Source organism: Paraburkholderia atlantica (genome assembly GCF_009362785.1).
GTDB lineage: Bacteria > Pseudomonadota > Gammaproteobacteria > Burkholderiales > Burkholderiaceae > Paraburkholderia > Paraburkholderia atlantica.
This window is the reverse complement of record NZ_WHNQ01000044.1, coordinates 26,502-42,758: the sequence shown is the minus strand read 5'-3', so window position 1 is coordinate 42,758 and position 16,257 is coordinate 26,502. Positions and strand designations below refer to the sequence as shown.

13 protein-coding genes and 1 pseudogene are annotated in these 16,257 nt (G+C 56.8%); 11 read left to right on the top strand and 3 right to left on the bottom strand.

What is annotated here, in order from left to right; translation table 11 throughout:
• The 5 genes and pseudogenes from GCT19_RS35375 to GCT19_RS35355 all read left to right on the top strand — a co-directional run.
• The coding region (locus GCT19_RS35375) for an IS3 family transposase (RefSeq protein WP_152854487.1) at positions 1–256 on the top strand (256 nt) is incomplete at its 5' end.
• Positions 257–2,172: 1,916 nt separating this feature from the next.
• Positions 2,173–3,465: a cytochrome P450 gene (locus tag GCT19_RS35370; protein ID WP_026229232.1), complete on the top strand. Its 1,293-nt coding sequence runs from the start codon at positions 2,173–2,175 to the stop codon at positions 3,463–3,465.
• A gap of 324 nt (positions 3,466–3,789) precedes the next feature.
• A pseudogene (locus GCT19_RS35365) lies at positions 3,790–4,833 on the top strand (IS110 family RNA-guided transposase); the annotation flags it as partial.
• 837 nt (positions 4,834–5,670) lie between these two features.
• Positions 5,671–6,525 carry a sterol desaturase family protein gene (locus GCT19_RS35360; RefSeq protein ID WP_018435825.1) on the top strand — a complete coding sequence of 285 codons (855 nt, stop codon included), beginning with the start codon at positions 5,671–5,673 and terminating at the stop codon, positions 6,523–6,525.
• A 391-nt stretch (positions 6,526–6,916) separates the two neighbouring features.
• Positions 6,917–7,705: a GH12 family glycosyl hydrolase domain-containing protein gene (locus tag GCT19_RS35355; RefSeq protein WP_035491339.1), complete on the top strand. Its 789-nt coding sequence runs from the start codon at positions 6,917–6,919 to the stop codon at positions 7,703–7,705.
• A 667-nt stretch (positions 7,706–8,372) separates the two neighbouring features.
• Here GCT19_RS35355 and GCT19_RS43805 read toward each other — a convergent pair.
• The 3 genes from GCT19_RS43805 to GCT19_RS43795 are packed head-to-tail and all read right to left on the bottom strand — an operon-like array spanning position 8,373 to position 10,120.
• Positions 8,373–8,801, bottom strand: a complete 429-nt coding sequence (locus GCT19_RS43805; protein WP_227749404.1) for an alpha/beta hydrolase — start codon at positions 8,799–8,801, stop codon at positions 8,373–8,375.
• On the bottom strand, positions 8,719–9,702 hold the full coding sequence (locus GCT19_RS43800) for an alpha/beta fold hydrolase (protein WP_227749405.1): 984 nt from the start codon (positions 9,700–9,702) through the stop codon (positions 8,719–8,721). The genes GCT19_RS43805 and GCT19_RS43800 overlap by 83 nt, the downstream gene beginning before the upstream one ends.
• A gap of 55 nt (positions 9,703–9,757) precedes the next feature.
• Positions 9,758–10,120, bottom strand: a complete 363-nt coding sequence (locus GCT19_RS43795) for a hypothetical protein (protein ID WP_227749403.1) — start codon at positions 10,118–10,120, stop codon at positions 9,758–9,760.
• Positions 10,121–10,869: 749 nt separating this feature from the next.
• On the opposite strand from GCT19_RS43795, the gene GCT19_RS35345 reads away from it, so the two are divergent.
• The 6 genes from GCT19_RS35345 to GCT19_RS35325 all read left to right on the top strand — a co-directional run bounded on the left by GCT19_RS35345 (position 10,870) and on the right by GCT19_RS35325 (position 16,251).
• The gene (locus GCT19_RS35345; RefSeq protein ID WP_018435822.1) at positions 10,870–11,328 is read left to right on the top strand and encodes a hypothetical protein; all 459 of its coding nucleotides are present in this window, start codon (positions 10,870–10,872) and stop codon (positions 11,326–11,328) included.
• Positions 11,325–12,290, top strand: a complete 966-nt coding sequence (locus tag GCT19_RS35340) for a M64 family metallopeptidase (RefSeq protein WP_018435821.1) — start codon at positions 11,325–11,327, stop codon at positions 12,288–12,290. Before GCT19_RS35345 ends, GCT19_RS35340 begins: the two co-directional genes overlap by 4 nt.
• 937 nt (positions 12,291–13,227) lie before the next feature.
• The gene (locus GCT19_RS35335) at positions 13,228–13,530 is read left to right on the top strand and encodes a 6-pyruvoyl trahydropterin synthase family protein (protein ID WP_217709393.1); all 303 of its coding nucleotides are present in this window, start codon (positions 13,228–13,230) and stop codon (positions 13,528–13,530) included.
• The gene (locus tag GCT19_RS44880) at positions 13,469–13,651 is read left to right on the top strand and encodes a 6-carboxytetrahydropterin synthase (protein WP_408582408.1); all 183 of its coding nucleotides are present in this window, start codon (positions 13,469–13,471) and stop codon (positions 13,649–13,651) included. The genes GCT19_RS35335 and GCT19_RS44880 overlap by 62 nt, the downstream gene beginning before the upstream one ends.
• A 47-nt stretch (positions 13,652–13,698) precedes the next feature.
• Positions 13,699–14,334: a 7-carboxy-7-deazaguanine synthase QueE gene (queE, locus tag GCT19_RS35330; RefSeq protein WP_260332432.1), complete on the top strand. Its 636-nt coding sequence runs from the start codon at positions 13,699–13,701 to the stop codon at positions 14,332–14,334.
• A gap of 375 nt (positions 14,335–14,709) precedes the next feature.
• The gene (locus GCT19_RS35325; RefSeq protein ID WP_018435818.1) at positions 14,710–16,251 is read left to right on the top strand and encodes an IS3 family transposase; all 1,542 of its coding nucleotides are present in this window, start codon (positions 14,710–14,712) and stop codon (positions 16,249–16,251) included.
• Positions 16,252–16,257: the final 6 nt, after the last annotated feature.

Here is a 16,257-nt window from a genome sequence, read left to right as displayed (position 1 = left end):
CATGCGTTGCTCTATGAGCCGCAAAGGAAATTGCTGGGACAACGCGCCGACGGAGAGCTTCTTCAACAGCCTGAAAAATGAACGGGTTCATGCAGCGCGCTATCGCACGCATCGCGAAGCCGCAGCGGACTTGTTCGAATACATCGAAGTGTTTTACAACCGCAGTCGTCGTCATTCGTCGCTCGGCTTTGTGTCGCCGGCCCAGTTCATGCGAGACTGGCTCGTGGCTCAGCAGGCAACGGATGTAGCTGCATAACCCCGGGCCTCTGGAAGGCGAAAAACAGAGGGAAGGTCAGGCATCTTGCAATCCAATTGCCTATCCTCACGCCGCGGCAACCTTCGGTGCTCGAGCAATATGTCGCCAGCGCGCGCGCAATGGACATCAGGATCGCAGCCCCCTACAACCGACGTTGCGAATTAACGCGAGACCCCACGCGTTTCACGCTTGCCAAGACAGATTGCGGATCATAGTGCAGCGAAGAAGATGCGCATCAATTTCAGACAGAGATAATTTGTCGCTACACGCCTCGTGGTTGCGCTTTCGACAACGCAGATGCGGTGGGATGGGCCGCGTTCGTTGATCCTGTAGCGTCGTAGCTCGGGAAGAAACAAAGGCTCAATTGTCTCAAGCGTCCGACTGATGCCGCTGGCCCTCAATGACCGACCAGCCTACGCATGTCGAGCTCTATTCGACGCAGACAGGCTCCGACGCGCGAACGGCTACCCAAAGCGCATCATATTGCGCCAACTGCGGACCTAACCGCATCAACGCCTTAATTCATTGGATGACTCATATCGGCCAGGAACCCGCCTCGCACACCTCGTTGCCCACGGTGATTGGGCTACGGGAGATGTCAAATTTGGCCCTTCAGCGGTCCGCTTCCAAGTGCTAGCGGCATTTCACCTTGCCAGCAGCCGCCAATCTTTGCCATGCAGAAAGCAGCGACGAAGGGTGTTGAACCAGTCCGCGAGGAATCCGCCTAATGGTAGCCGTCAAAGAGATGGTCCGGATCGCTGCTCGGAACGAATATTGGGGGATATGCTACCTGACCACCGTCGGGAATCGGGTCATTGTTCCCGCGCGTTCTATTTCGGAACTAATGACCGCCCGACGAACGGGTGGGCGACTGGCAAGGACAGCCGGGACACAGAAAAAAAGTGACCCATCGGAGTCATCTATACTCTGACGGGTCGTCTAAAGTCCCCACAGTAGGTCGAGCGAGACGGTTCGACCCGCTGCAACACAAGTGTACGGGACGAACGCACGGCAACCCTTGATCAAGGTCAGACCTTTCTTGCATCAGGTAAGTAGCCAACATGGTCATCAATTGCTGGCAGCATAGGCTACGCGATGGAACGAATTCAGTGAGGACGCCCCGCCCAAATTGCCAACCGGCGCTGACGCCGTTGAAAGATTTCGTCTCTGACTGTTATCCGGGCGGTTTGAAGGATACGGAAAAGGATTTTTACTTAGAGTTGCCTCCTGTCATGAGCCACTTTTGTCATAGCGTCAAAGTGCCAGCCAATCTTTAGCAAGCCTGGCATTCGACGAAGAACGTCATTGGCACGGTTGCGCGGGGATGTGCCCTACCGCCCTCCTCAAACGCAAATTGAATATTTTCATCGCAACCGCTCGATTCATGAATACAAAATCAGCGTAACCCACGACCCACAGCGTTGAGCAATATTCACCCCTTGCCGTGATAGATATGAACGACGGCCTCAATAGAATGGGCTGTAGAATCATTGCAGCGTGAGAGGCGCCGCACCGCACCGGGCAAAGGGGCGCCGGTTCGACGGCTTTCCGGTTCTGTCACTTGGCCACGAAGACATCGACAAGCGGGGAGCTTGCTCCTCGTGCGCGAATGCCATTGTCATGCGCTGTGTCTGACAAGGGATACCTTCGAGGCTCAAATGCATGATCACGTGATCAAGAAAAGTTGACATGCATTAAGGCGAAAGACGAAAGTCGTGAATAGTATGAAAGGACAATATCCGACGAGCGCACGCATGCGCCCGGCCCGTTCGCCTCTTTTGCCGACGCGACGGCTTCGGTGCGCATCAACTGGCGAGCGATCCGCAAACGTCGGTCGACCCCAATCCCAGCCATGAGTGGATACGTCGATACACGTTGCTTGCCTCGATTTCACATGTCAATTTTTCTGCAATATCGTGAGCATGACAAATTACGACCTACCGAAAGACATAGCAAACCGTCTGGTTGATCCGCAGTCGTATACAAACCTCGACGGGCTCCATGAGATATACGCGTGGGCGCGTGCAAACAACCCAGTTGGACGAGCAATGGCGGACGCGCATGACCCATTCTGGGTGGTAACAAAACACGCCGACGTCTCAATGATTTCCCGGAACAATGCCCTGTTTCGCAACGGCGATTATTCCGTCGTCTGCCGTCCGCAAGCATCTATCTCGCATGTTATAGGGGCCACCGGTAGTCCAAACATCGTCCGTTCGCTCGTCCACGTCGACGGCGACGAACACAAGAGTTTGCGCGCACTGACACAGTCGTGGTTTATGCCGAACAGTATCGTTAAGCTTGAGGCTCGCATCCGATCATTGGCACATTTGATGATCGGGGAACTTCTGCAAAAGAGCGGCTCCGTAATTGACTTTGCGAACGATTTCGCCTCGCACTATCCGCTGAACGTGATCATGGATATTCTCGGAGTTCCGCAGGAAGAATCTCCCCGTATGTTGAGACTCACACAGGAGATGTTTGGAAGCGAGGATGCCGAATACAAGCGCGATATCAGCCGCCAGGGCGACGCCGGAAGAGCGATCGGCAAGGCGCTGCTGTCAGTTGTAGCAGACTTCAAGGGTTACTTTGATCGCCTGACCGAAGATCGCCGCAAAAAACCGCGTAACGACATCGCCACCTTGCTCGCCAACGCGGTTGTCGATGGACAGCCTATTGATGAGGCAACCCGACTCGGCTACTACGTGATTATCGCGGCCGCCGGACATGACACCGTCTCGTCTTCCATATCGGTTGCGATGTGGGCATTGTGTCAATTCCCCCAATTGCTGCCGCGGCTTAAGGCTGACCCGTCGCTCATTCCGCAATTCATCGATGAGAGCCTCCGCTACGCATCGCCAGTGCGTCATTTCATGCGTACGGCGGCAGCCGACACGAATTTGCGAGGCAGGACTATCCGCAAGGGCGATTGGCTGATGCTCTGCTACGGGTCGGCCAATCGCGATGAGGAAGTTTTCCCCGACCCTTTCATATTCGATATCGACCGAAGGCCGAATCGGCACATTGCGTTTGGGGCAGGTGCTCACGTATGTCTTGGTCAGCATCTCGCAAACATGGAGATGCGGGTCCTGTTCGAGGAACTGGTCCCGAAGTTGCAGTTCGTCGAACCGGTGGGAGATATCGAATTCACGACGTCTAATTTCGTAAGTGGGCCAAAGCACCTCCCAATACGTTGCGTGTTGCAATGATCGCATCTATGTAAAATTCGAACGCCACAAAATGACCTTGATCGGGACCGTGCTTTCGTCTACAAACTCACACATGTAACATGTGACTGCCAAACATTTCCCCGGTTGCAGCCCCCAGTTACTATCTTCCCGCCTCGATAATTGAAGCTTTGGCCAGCCAGGCCCGGCATGATTCTCGCCCCCAGTCGCAGTTTCTGATCCGGGGGGTGTTGTCACCGGGCCTGGTGGGTGGCAGGTGATCGCTAATAGGGACTCGGCTGGGATATTCCAAGGCCGTCCGTAACGTGGATGCCGAGATTTGCCACCGTTGTCGCAGGCCCACTCGAATTCAAGACCCATGGCCGTCTTCTCTTCGTTGTCGACCAGCCCGCCACCATCGGCGCATTGCCGCTGGCCGTCGCACGCGATGAAGGCGTTCTGCTTGCCGATCTGCCCGGACTGGCGATGCGCCGCATTGCCGACCTGCATGCCGGTGAGGCCAAGACAGACGCCCGCGACGCCGCAATCATCGCCGAGGCCGCCGGTTCGATGCCGCATACGCTGCGCTCGCTTCGGTTAGCTGATGAACCGCTCGCCGAGCTGCCCATGCTGTGCGGCTTCGACGACGATCTCGCCGCTCAAATTACCCAAACCAGTAACGGGATTCGCGGCCTGCTCACCCAGATCCATCCCGCGCTTGAGCGCGTTCTCGGACCGCGCCTCGAGCATCCCGCCGTGCTCGATCTACTCGAGCGCTACCCGTCTCCAGCCGCGCTTGCAGCGACCGACGAGAAGACGCTTGCGAACCGCCTGACCAAGCTCGCGCCACGCATCGGCACGGGATTGGGGCCGAAATCGTTCAAGCGCTGGGCGAACAGGCCGTGAGGGTGCCCGGCACGCAAACCGCCACCATCGTCATGCCGGGCCTGGCTCAGCAGCTCGCCGCCTTACGCAGGCAGCGCGACGAAATCGCCGCCGAAGTAGAGCGGCTGGGCTTGCTCACCCTCTTTGGCCGGTCCTGACCAGCATGGCGGGGAGTCGGCGTCAGGACCGCAGCCAGACTCCTCACCGAGGTCGCGCACCACGCCTTCGCTTCGTCAGGTCACCTGGCGGCCTACGCTGGCCTCGCACCAGTTACCCGGCGCTCAGGCTCATCTATCCGTGGCGAGCACCCGTCCAAGCGCGGCAACAAGGTACTCAAGCGCGCCTTGTTCCTATCGCCTTCGCGGCCTCGCGAGACCCCCCGATTCGCGAGCGTATTACGCACGCAAGGTCCAGCACGGCAAGCGACATAACCAGGCACTCATCGCGCTGGCACGGCGACGCTGTGATGTCCTGTTCGCCATCCTGCGCGATGGCACCTTTTACGAACCCAAGTCAGCTCCAAACCCAAGTCAGCCCCTAACGCTTGACGAATTAGATAGGGGCCCCCATATGATGGCGTGCCGGAACCGGCCGAGGAACTCTCGAATTGGGCTCACGTTTCAGGATGAGCCCCAAAAAAAGCAGTACCAGGTGTGTGGACCGCAGGTCAACGCCGACGTGGTCTTCGCATGCCCGTGCATTGTGGGCGTCCCCATGATCACTTTAGAACTTTCAATCTACCTTCGATAGCCCTTCTGGCAGCGATCCGCAGCCGCTACAAGCATCTCAGTTGCGGTCTCGCATAGCATGCGTGACCGATTTCACCGATGCATGAAACCCCCGCCCCGCATTCGTCGTCTTATCGAGCTTGCCGCCGGAGTGGCAACGACAATAGTTGCGCTGGCCGCTCCACACGGCGCACGTCATCATGTCGTGGCTTCATTTATCTTAGGGCGCCGTGCCGACGGCACCGGCCTTCGGTGTCACGTCGCGACGGCAGTGCACTTTGAGTGCAGTGCATGCTATGCCTTCGACCACCTCTTGAGTCTGTATTGAGAAAGTCATTTGTGACGCGAATGCGTCTTATCCAAACAATTGATTTTTGCGATTTCAGAAAATGGCGGATAGTGATGATGCTGCCGCGGCACAGTCACCGTGTTGGGGCGCCCTCAATAGACACCTTGCACGATCTTGTGGCGTGCAACGCCCATCGCCACGGATATCGATTGGCCCCCCGAGTTACTACATTGGTGTCCTTCTTAAGTCACGTAACTGCATGACACCCATGAAGAAGCCGGCCATTTTGACAAGCAGCTTTTCGACCCGAGATCTCCGAATTCGATCGGCTCACCGGAGCAAACAATGAATGCTGTCGATATCCACCAGATGGTCCAGTTCGCCGTCCAATCGTTCAAACTGCTTGCGATTTTTGCCACGATATGTGCAGCTCTTGAGATCGCCGTTCCGGCTTATCGATACAGCTTCGCATCGTACCTTCGCGGCGCACGGAACTGGGCGATTCGGATTGGATGCGGCGCGCTAATCTGGCACTTGTACGCTGTGGGCTTGCAATGGTTAGGCGTCAAGCCGCTCCTGACGGTCAATCTTTCAACAGTGTTTCACTCTGGCAACGCAGTTATCAAGACGGCTTTCGCCATCCTTTCAGGCGTTTTGGTCGCAATTGCCGGTGACTTCTTTTACTACTGGATGCACCGAGCACAGCACGCCGTGCCATTCCTGTGGCGCTTGCACGCTACACATCACTCGATTCGCGAACTGACAGCGTGGAATTGCAATCATCACATTTCCGAGCCGGTTATCTACGCCTTGTTTGTAGCATTACCGCTCGCGCTGATCCACTTCGAGTCTGGCGTGGTGCCGGCTGCTGCCATGACCCTCATTACCTTTCAGGCGCACCTCTCACACTCCAGCACGCGCATCAACCTTGGGCCTCTGCGATATATCATCGGAGACGGTCAGTTCCACCGAATTCATCACTCAACTCAGTCGCATCACCGGCACCGGAACTATGGGTTCTTTACGACCATCTGGGACACGATCTTCAGCACGGCATACTGGCCGAAACGGGACGAATGGCCCGAAGTTGGCCTTCGCAATCAACCCGAGCCCCTCACCGTGCGCGACTACTTTATGTTTCCGTTGGAACAAAATCGCTGGTCCAAAGCGAAATCTGACAGCATAACGCAGGAGAGTTGACGAGGATTGGGCGGGGCATTCGCTTGAATTGAGCGGCACCGCTAGACAAAACATTTGCCAATACAACGTCGCATGAAACCATCGACGGTGAAGGCGAATCGCGGGTCGTCGAACTATAGCGGTAACGCTGAGATCGGTATCACTTGGCCGTCTCGTGCGGCCTAACGGCGCAAGATTTTATGCTCGTGTTCAAGGACGGTCCGTGTACATGCGCTCTCTCGGCAGTGCTATGGAGATACCTGACATGAGCACCCACAGACGAGATGAACCCGCCCCAGTCTAAGAGTACGTCGCCCCACGCACGGTTTCTCTCTCGATCGGAAGGTTGCCAAAGCCGCTGACCTTCACCGATGCCCACCAACCCTACCACCTGACAGGAGATCAGAAGACCATGCCTCGAATCTTGATCCGCGCGACCCGTGCTGCCACTGCCACCGCCGTGCTGATGCTTTGGACTGCCAGTGCGCAGGCCCAGACGTGGTCTGCTACTTCCCCCGAGACCTCATCCTGCTCTCCGGAAAAAAACCTCTTCGCTTCGCGGATCTACGGTAGGTACACGATCAACAACGACGTCTGGTCACCCTGCAGTAATGTCACCGCGGGTCCCCAGACAATATGGGCTAACAGCGCGCTCGACTGGGGCGTTACTTCAGATCAACCCAACACCAGTGGCATCAAATCCTATCCGCACATCGGATACAAAGTCAACAAGACCATCGGCTCACTGAACTCGCTTTCCGCCATCATCTCGGCTACTACGCCTTCTGGCGGCGCTTGGGAGTCAGCGTTTGATATCTGGGCCGGTGGTAAGGCGCATGAAATCATGATATGGCTTAACTACACCGGAACTGCGGAAGGTTGCGGCAATGTCAAGCCCATCTCCTACAACTGGACGCAAGCCGGATGCGCAATTCCACTTTATCGAAATGTATCGCTGTCCAACGGAAGTTGGAACGTGTACGTGGGCACCAACCGCAGCAATATCGTCTACACGTTCGTCAGCACGACGAAGACTGACAACGCCGCGATCGATGTGCTGGCGTTCATGAAATATCTGCGGTCGCTCAACTATTTTGATGATAATCTTGAAATCGGCGACCTGCAATACGGGTTCGAAATTACCTCTTCGCGTGGCAACCTGAGCTTTGCGTCCAAAAATTTCACTGTGACTGCCGAGTGATCCCTTTCATCGCGTCGGGTAGAGAGCCGTCCATGAAGGTGCCCTTAAATGCTCCGCCCACATCACGAAAGGCCAACCGAAGAAAATGCGCCGCATGAGGGTACGCGTGATCAGTTGCTCAAGGAAAATGAGCATCTGCGCGCGGGCGTGGGGTACCTAAAAAAATCTCGACCCGTCTTCAGGCGAAGAAACGGGCGGCGCAAGAGAAAAACGCAAATAGTGCTGCAACTGCGGCGGCATCACCGGCTACCCGCGCTGCTCGAGGCGGCGGAGTTGGCGCGCAGTACGTTCTACTATCAGTCGAAAGCTACGGGGATCTTATTGTGCGGATCGAGACAGTGCGGACTTCATTACGCGGTCCAACTCGACTTTCGTGGCAGCGCGCCTGCGCCACCGATCGCATTTCAAATCGCGTCACATCGATCATTCTCTGGGGGGCGCCATCAATTGCGCGGCGCACTTTTATGTTAGGGTTCGGCCGAGGCAGCCTAGTCTCCAATTCAGCTTCGAGTGCCCGTTGATACTTAGACTTTCCGTGCTGGTGCGAGGGATTTGGCGAAAAGCATCACGCACCGAATAACAGTCGGCCGCATGCAACCGCTGCCAATAGCTGTCTTTAATTCTCCATGGCGACGAAATCCTCTACATCCAAGACTGCATTGACGAACTATCTCATGATTTCTCGGAGGTCCTCCAGAACCTTTTCTGCTTCGAGGCGATCGGTGTACATGTCAGTCCGGTACTCTTCTGTTACAGCGTTTCCTGCCCACGTGGCGCCCTTCTCCGGCAAGGCGCCCTCAAGCAGATAGTCTGCGAAATAGCCGCCAATGCATTCGCTGCCAGAAAAGAATGCACCATGGTCGTACGTCGTCTCCTGAACTACAAGTCTTGAATTTTTCAATGTGGCTGCAGTGGCGCGCGCTCCAGGCAGAGGGGTTGGACCATCGTCCTCATCCTGCAGCATGAGAATAGGTAGCGTCGCGGCACTGTCGAACGACGGCAGCCTGCGCGTGCTAAACGGCCGGTAAAGACAGGGCTGACCGGAAGATAACCCCCCCCCCACCAAGCGGCGCAGACATGGCGAGCGAATTTCCATGATCTGCCCAGTACTCCTCGCTTGAGTGGATCAAGGCTCCATCATTGCAGATCACGGACACTTGGGCCGCCTCCGGGTCCTCCAGGGACCTTGTGCTACCGGAAACTACTTCAGCATATCTTGCGACCGCCTCTCCGGCAATCTTTTGCGTGGCATTTTCCACGGCTCTGTTCCAACTCGGAAAGAAAGGCAGCGAGACTACCTCGCGATGAAGGTCATTAGGGGAAATCTGCGGGTTTTCTGCCAAAACCCTCTCTATTCTTTTGGCCACTGCCAACTTTTCTACCACAGCATCAATTTGCCATTGAGCATACAGTGAATCAAATGGTTCGGCCAAGCCAACTTGTGAGCCAAGGGGACCGTTCCTAGTAATCTCTTTGACATCGTCCGCGTTCGAACCGAGGCCGAAAAGCTCGTTTTGTGCGGCGACATAAGGAGCAATGATGCCATCAAATGTGCGCTGAAATGCTGGAGCCTGAGGGCCGACCTCGGCAAACGGAAGGGTGATATCTACGACGCTATCGAGAACCAGACGACCTGTGCGACCGGGAAACAGGCTGGCATAGCGAGCCCCAAGAGCCGTACCATAGTAGTTCAATTTGTCGTATCCAAGCGCCGCACGTATCACCTCCATGTCACGAGCTGTGTATTCGGTGTTAATGTAGGGCGTCATGGGCGTGCCACCACAAGCTGATGCGAGGTCGCGGCTTTCGATCATCTGTGCCCTGACTCCAGCGGGGGACCTGTCGGTGAAAGAAATTGCTCTCGCCGGGGCGCTAGAACTGCATACCAACTGGGCGCTTGAACCGACGCCGCGTGGATCGAATCCGATCAGATCGTAGGCATCCGACAATTGCAAGAGCTTTGACCTACAGGATTTGCCGAATTCACAAGCAGCCATAGCGTCGACAAGCCCAAAGGCATCGCCAGCCCTCTCCGACCGGGCCCACCAGGATTCATCCATATGCCACCAGCCGGTTTGCAGGCTTACCGGCAATCACTCGCAGTACGCCAATGCCGACGCTACCTTTGGAAGCATCATCGTAATCCAACGGCACCTTTCCCGTCGTACAACTAGCCCTAGTCGATAGCGGACCCAGCAGGTCTTTGTTGACAATTTGAAAATTGTCAGATCCGCAGGTATGCCAAGTTATTGACTGGACGTAGTATGGCGTTAGTTCATCATCCGCGCTGGAACCAACCGACGCGTGAGTCGGGTCGGTGACTGAACCGCCGTCCGAGCCACCGCAACCATTCAGCGCGACCGCAATCAAAAGAGCCCCTAAAACGCGAATCTTTTTTAATGTTTTCGTCATCATGTCTATGTTCAACAAATGTATCGATTCTTCATCGTCCGGCTAGCAGAATGGTGCGGCTGTCATTTAGGAATTTGAATCAGATTGACATTGATCAGGAATCAATACTCGCAGCAATAAAAGCGCAGATACTCGCAAAGGTTCCATCAACCTTCCTTATGCACACTTAAACAATATCGAGTCATATCGCGCGTACGAATGCCGTTATCATCTCCCCGACAGCAGAGGGATGCGCAGACGAGCTGGATCGTTCTCATGTTAGCCTTTTGGCGACATGCTCGAAAGGTCACACACTCTATTGCAATTGAGCTGAACAACGACCTTGCGATTGCTGTTCCTGCACCGGCGACCAGTCAGCTATTTTCCGTTGAAATAGTCGATGTAAAGGATGCAGACACGCGTTACTGAGGGTAGTTGTGGCCATAACGGTGGCTTAGTTTTGTTGGCCGCAATGAGCCCGACGAGGCTTCGCTGTCGACATCCCCGTTATGCAACAAGATGCGAGAACGAAATGATTCTACCGCTGCCCGCGACAGTCATCGGTGAGCAGTACATGCGGCCAAGCTACGTGTTGGGAATATTGCAGCGATGGACGTTTGAGGACGTCGGCCTTGGTGTACAGTCGACCCGCCGGCACAAGCGAGCAGCAGCAGATTGAGGTCGCCGGGCACAACCGCAACGTCCGAGCTGGTCGACCAGCTCGACGCATTCTCGAAAATAGTGGCACCACTGCCGGATCGCAATGTTCGCCGATGCCTAGTCCACCGTACCGCCGCATCCTACGCCTGATCTTTGCCTACGACGGCGACGCGCTATCGCTCGCCTCAAAGCATCTGGTCGAAATGACCCTGCCACCCTCGCATGAGCTGTGCAGCTCCGAAGGCAAGGCGGGGTTCTGGTTCGAATTGCGCGACCCCCACGGCCGGCCGTTATACCGACGGATCCAGCATGATCCGATGCCGCGGTATCGCGAAGCGCATGCGCCCGGCGCGACCCCAACGCACGTTACAGCTCTGCGGCGCGGCGTTTTCGAAATTCTCGTGCCGGCCTATTGGGAAGCGGCGACACTGGTTCTGTTGGCGACAGAGCACCCGCCGGTCGCACCATTCGGCACGATCCGCGCCGAACGAGCGCGCAGCGGTGGCCCGCGGGTTGGCACGGGTGCGGCGCGCGAAATCGCCCGATTCAGTTTGGATGATATCCTGAAATGACTACCGCAGATGGCGCCGTCATCGGCGTCAGCAAGATCATCGACCACGGTCCTGATGTATCGCGTTGGAATCTTGTGATCCTTGGCGACGGCTACCAGACGGCCGAACTGACGACCTATGCGACCGACGCGCGGAACTTCGCAAACGCTGTCGCCGGTACCGCGCCGTTCAACGAGATGTGGTCGGCCGTCAACGTACACCGCGTCGAGGTTTCCTCGACCGACAGCGGCGCTGACGACCCCGCGGGCGTGTGCAACGGTACCGGCGCGACGGCGCGCACCTATTTCGACGCGACGTTTTGCGAAGGTGGGCAAATACGGCGGCTGCTCAGCGTCGACGCCGCTACAGCGTTGAACGTCGCGCGCACGCAGGTGCCACAGACGAACATGACGGTAGTGATCGTCAACAGCACCATCTACGGCGGTTCCGGCGGGCCGGTCGCGGTGTTTTCGAAAGCAGACGGCGCAGAGCAAATTGGTATCCACGAAATGGGGCACACGGCATTCGGCCTCGCCGACGAATATTCGACGTACGCCGGTTGTTCAAGCGGTGAAACTGGCCACGACACCTATACGGGAACCGAGCCGGCGCAACCCAACATAACCGCCAACACCGACCGCGCGACGATCAAATGGGGCGCACTGATCGCTGCGGCCACTGCGCTACCGACCACCGTCAACGCTAATTGTACGCAATGCGATACCCAAGCATCGCCTGCCCCGGCCGCTACGGTTGGTGCATTCACAGGCGCAGGGTATTTCCATTGCGGATTGTATCGTCCTCAATACGACTGCCAAATGCGTACGCTCGGGAAACCGTTCTGCGCGGTCTGCCTAGAAGTCATCAGGAACACGCTTAAGCCATTCCTGCCGCTGCCGCCTGTCACGAGCCACTTCGCCCCAACTTCTGGCAACCCCGGTGGCGCGAACGTTGATGCAACGACAGCGGATTCGTCGGCCTGACTGCGGTCTGCGCGCGGCGTCGGTAGTAGCGAACTTCGTTATCGAGTCCGGCCCGCGGATCAGCACGCGGTTCCTAATTAATCTGAACCCTGAGACAAACTTGTCCGTTGCCAGAAGAGACCGCCGTATGGAACGTTGCTTGTAGTTCGTACTTCTCCCATCGGGCATGACTGCTTGTCGCTCATTTGGCTCTTGCATCGTCGTTGTAGCGTAGCCAACCACGCCGGCGATGATAGCTCAGGCGGTTACTCCTCAATCGTCCAGCAAGTGCACGCGGCACATCAGCGATCATCTCAAATTGGCACTGACTGCCGAAGTGGAATTGCCGAACACTGGGCATGCTATTTGAGCCACGATTCTGCTGGCGCCTAGAGTCCCATTTGCTGGAAGTAATACAGCGTTGGCCGTGCAGGTTGACGTTCATCAAGGCATATGTGATCGCGCCTGCCACAATAGAAATAAGCGTAGGCCAATTGCAACCAGAAAATTCCATGTGCACTATGAAGTACTATGTGAGAACTTAGCTTGGTGCATCTGCGCGTTACTGCACAACTGGCACCGCGTAGCGCTTCCCAGCGCGGGCAAACACAATGAGGTTGACTTGTCGGCTTCGACCCTATACCGAACATGCCGCCATGGACGGTATCATTGGCCTCCGCCTGGTAGACCTGACGTTCGAGTAGCGCTGATGACTTGTTACTTCTGCCCGCGACGAACGAGGCCTTGGCGCCCCATCCCTTTGCGCTAGTGACTGGTGTACCTACGCCGATAAGGCACAGCACGCTCCCTGCCTAGGGAGCAGTTCGTCTGCGCTTCCGCATCTACACGACGCACGTCTACGACAGAGTAACGTCAGACCATCATTGCGATGTGTGGCTCCTCGCGATCGCGAAACGGCAACCGAAGACTTTCTACCCATTGCTCGAGGACAAGGGCTATGACAATGCTACACGCCGAGCGTTACCACGAGATCTCATGCGGTCACCGACTAGTGGACCATGAAGGCACGTGCAAGAACCTGCATGGGCACAACTACCGCGTTCATTTTGTTTGCGAAGCCTCCTCACTCGACGATCTCGGGCGCGTCATCGACTTCGCGGCGATCAAGACACTGCTTTGCAATTGGGTCGAGGATCACTGGGATCACCGCAACTTGCTATGGATCGAAGATCCGTTCTATGCTGGCTTGCGCGACCTCGATCCGTCGGTGGTCGGCATGCCCTTCAATCCCCACCGCTAAAAACTTGGCGCAGTGGCTGATGACCAAGCTCGGCCCGGAGATCCTTCAGGGAACCGGCGTCCGGTTGGTCGAAGTACGAATCGAGGAGACGCGCAAATGCAGTGTGACGTATCGGCTCTAACTGTGCCGCCCGTTGACATCTATCCCGTCAACGAGATTTTTGAATCGTTGCAGGGCGAAGCCAGCTTCACCGGTACACCGTCGGTGTTCATCCGCCTGCAGGGGTGTCCGGTCGGCTGTCCGTGGTGCGACGCCAAGCATACGTGGAAAATGGTCCCGGAGCGCGCGATCAGCGTGGCCGCGATGCGTCTGAAAGAAGCGTCACCTTGCGACAGCTATGCGTGGTACGGCGTACAGACGCTGGCCGATATAGTGCGGGCGGCAGATGCTGAGCACGTAGTCATCACGGGCGGCGAACCCTGCATCTACGATCTGCGCCCGCTGATCACGAAGCTCGAGGCGTGGCATCACCGGGTCCAGGTCGAAACCTCCGGCACTTACGTACCGCTCGTCACGCCGAGCACCTTCCTCACCGTCAGCCCCAAGTACGCCATGCCCGGCGGCCGCCCGGTGCTAGATGAAGCGCTGTGGCGAGCCAACGAGCTCAAATGCGCGATCGGCAAGCAGCGCGACGTTGGCATCGTGCTCGAGAAACTTGACCCGATCCATCAAGCGCGGGACATACCGATCTGGTTGCAGCCGCTTAGCCTGTCATCTCGAGCCACGGATATCTGCATTCGGGCCGCGCAACACTACGGCTGGCGCGTATCGTTGCAGACGCATAAACTCATCAACGTCAGATAGCATCGCCCTCTTGGTCTGGCAACGTGAGGTGAAGGCCCTCCCAGTTAATCAAGAAAAAGAGGACGTCATCAGTTGCGTAAAGCCAGCCGGAACCTCGTCGGGGCGTTCCGCCATGCTCTCCGGGCATCGCGAGCGCGCCCGTTTGTAATGGCGGAACTTTAGGCTGAAGTGCGCTTACACGCCTGCCACGTCGAGGTAGTTGTCGAGACGCGTTGGCACGCGCGTCGAGAACGCCGCGCAAAGTAGACGTGCGAACGGATCGCGCGCTATCGGACCACTGCGTGACTTACTCGCGCGGCGGGCAGCATGCGGTGAAAACGACAAGCGCATGAAGGGGGGGTGCGGACGAAAACTTGGACTACCTGGAGGTAGTTCATGTTCTCATACGAAGATCGCATTCGAGCGGTCCGACTCTACTTGAAGCTGGGTAAGCGCCTCGGGGCGACCATCCGGCAGTTGGGCTATCCAACAAAGAATTCTCTCAAAGCCTGGCATCGCGAATACGAACAGTGCCATGATCTACGGGCCTGCTATGTCCGTTCGAGGCCGAGGTATTCGGCCGAACAGAAGAAGGCGGCTGTCGGTCATTATTTGAGCCATGACCGCTGTGCTGCCGCAACCTTGAGGGCTTTAGGCTATCCGAGTCGCGAGACGCTTGCAGCCTGGATCGAAGAACTGCATCCCGAAATCAGAAAACGCGTTGTCGGCAGAGCAACTGGCAGTGTTCCGAAATCGCCGGAGGTGAAGCAGGCTGCAGTCATCGAGCTGTGCACCAGAGAGGAAAGCGCGCGCCTGGTTGCCCGGAAAGCAGGTGTGAGCAGGCCGACGCTTTACAATTGGAAGAACCAGCTACTCGGTCGTGACGCCCCAGCATCCATGAAACGCCAGAAGAAGCCAGCACCGGACGACGAGCGTGCGAAACTGGAGCAGGAGGTCGAAACGCTTCGACGCGACATCCGGCAACTGCCGCTCGAGCACGACATCCTGAAGAAGGCGAACGAACTGATAAAAAAAGGAATGGGCATCGACCCGCAACTCCTGAGCAACCGGGAGAAGACGATGCTGGTTGATGCCCTCAAGCAAAGCTATCCGTTCCCAGAGCTGTTAGCGGCTTTGGGGCTTGCCCGCAGTTCCTACTTCTATCATCGTGCACGTCAGCTCGTTGCTGACAGGCACGCTGACGCGCGTCGCGTCATCGCGGATATCTTCAAACTCAATCACCGTTGCTACGGATATCGCCGGATCCACGCGGCGCTGGGCAGGCAGCAGATCGTCATCTCGGAGAAGGTGGTGCGACGTTTGATGCGACAGGAAGGTCTGGCCGTTGCCACGACCAGGCGACGTCGCTACGGCTCCTATTGCGGAGAAATAAGCCCTGCGCCGGAGAACATCATCAATCGTGACTTCCGCGCCGCTGCCCCGAATCAGAAATGGCTCACGGACATTACCGAATTCCAGATTCCGGCCGGCAAGGTGTATCTGTCGCCGGTGATTGACTGCTTCGACGGTCTCGTTGTGAGTTGGTCAATCAGCACGCGGCCGGATGCCGAACTCGTCAACACCATGCTGGATTCGGCGATTGAGTCGCTGGCTGCCTGCGAGGAACGGCCTGTGGTTCACTCCGATCGCGGTGCACACTATCGCTGGCCGGGGTGGCTCTCACGGATGCGTAATGCAAGACTGATTCGTTCGATGTCGCGCAAAGGATGTTCGCCGGATAATGCAGCGTGCGAAGGTTTCTTCGGGCGTCTCAAGACGGAGTTATTCTATCCTCGTGACTGGCGGGCCACGACCGTTGATCAATTCATTGAAGTCGTTGACTCGTATATCCGCTGGTATAACGCGAAGCGTATCAAGGTCTCGCTCGGTGCCCTCAGCCCTATCGAATACCGGCAAAGTCTTGGAATTGCGGCGTAAATCAGT

Bases quoted from the DNA above. Each gene is read 5' to 3' on its own strand.
- GCT19_RS43805 (WP_227749404.1), bottom strand. From the start codon at position 8,801: ATGGAAATTCGCTCGCCATGTCTGCGCCGCTTGGTGGGGGGGGGGTTA.
- GCT19_RS35355 (WP_035491339.1), top strand. From the start codon at position 6,917: ATGCCTCGAATCTTGATCCGCGCGACCCGTGCTGCCACTGCCACCGCC.
- GCT19_RS44880 (WP_408582408.1), top strand. From the start codon at position 13,469: ATGCTGGCTTGCGCGACCTCGATCCGTCGGTGGTCGGCATGCCCTTCA.
- GCT19_RS43800 (WP_227749405.1), bottom strand. From the start codon at position 9,702: ATGGCTGCTTGTGAATTCGGCAAATCCTGTAGGTCAAAGCTCTTGCAA.
- GCT19_RS35360 (WP_018435825.1), top strand. From the start codon at position 5,671: ATGAATGCTGTCGATATCCACCAGATGGTCCAGTTCGCCGTCCAATCG.
- GCT19_RS43795 (WP_227749403.1), bottom strand. From the start codon at position 10,120: ATGATGACGAAAACATTAAAAAAGATTCGCGTTTTAGGGGCTCTTTTG.
- GCT19_RS35325 (WP_018435818.1), top strand. From the start codon at position 14,710: ATGTTCTCATACGAAGATCGCATTCGAGCGGTCCGACTCTACTTGAAG.
- GCT19_RS35335 (WP_217709393.1), top strand. From the start codon at position 13,228: ATGACAATGCTACACGCCGAGCGTTACCACGAGATCTCATGCGGTCAC.
- GCT19_RS35345 (WP_018435822.1), top strand. From the start codon at position 10,870: ATGCCTAGTCCACCGTACCGCCGCATCCTACGCCTGATCTTTGCCTAC.
- GCT19_RS35340 (WP_018435821.1), top strand. From the start codon at position 11,325: ATGACTACCGCAGATGGCGCCGTCATCGGCGTCAGCAAGATCATCGAC.